The sequence below is a fragment of the Lyngbya sp. CCY1209 genome, assembly GCF_055795065.1.
Genome location: NZ_JAYFER010000371.1, coordinates 1 through 588, shown reverse-complemented (window position 1 = coordinate 588; position 588 = coordinate 1). Strand labels below are relative to the sequence as shown.

Annotated in this window: 1 protein-coding gene; it reads right to left on the bottom strand. The window is 45.4% G+C overall.

Annotation, left to right across the window (positions count from 1 at the left end):
- On the bottom strand, positions 1–588 hold a 588-nt coding region (locus AC0QHF_RS10580), incomplete at both ends, for a group II intron maturase-specific domain-containing protein (RefSeq protein WP_324704172.1).

The window sequence follows — 588 nt, the reverse complement described above, 5'->3', positions numbered from 1 at the left end:
CTTATCCTTCCTTTCGTCCCCATTACTCAGTTTTGCCATACCTGTTCGGTAGTATTTTCTGAGCGTTTTGTATTCGGCGTTTCCGCATCGTGACACTACCCATGCCCGCAGTTGTTGCCAGAGTATGTTATCTAGCTTGCTGAAAATCTCCTTGGAGACTACCCCCGAGTAATACCTTGCCCATCCAGTGATGATGGGGTTGAGTTCTTTAATCAGGGCGGATTGAGGTGCTGTTTTGTGTTTCTTAATCACCTCTTTAACCTTTTCGATGTGGGCTTTGATTGCTTCCTTATCCGGTTTTATGTGGGTCTTGAAGCCCAGTAGTCTACTGGCCCTCCCTCCACTTTTCCCGGATGTATGCTTCCCTTTTGGGTGTTGCCTGATATTGAACCCTAGAAAGTCGAAGCCAGGTGCGACCATTTCTCCATTTACCTCAATTTCTTGAAGTGTGTGACAGATTCTTGTCTTTTCTGGCTTGAGTTGGAGTCCAATGGGCTTTAACCATGAGGAGATAGCAATCTTGCACTGTTCAATGATTTCGAGTTTTGGTGATATGACTACAAAATCATCGGCGTATCTGACAACCGT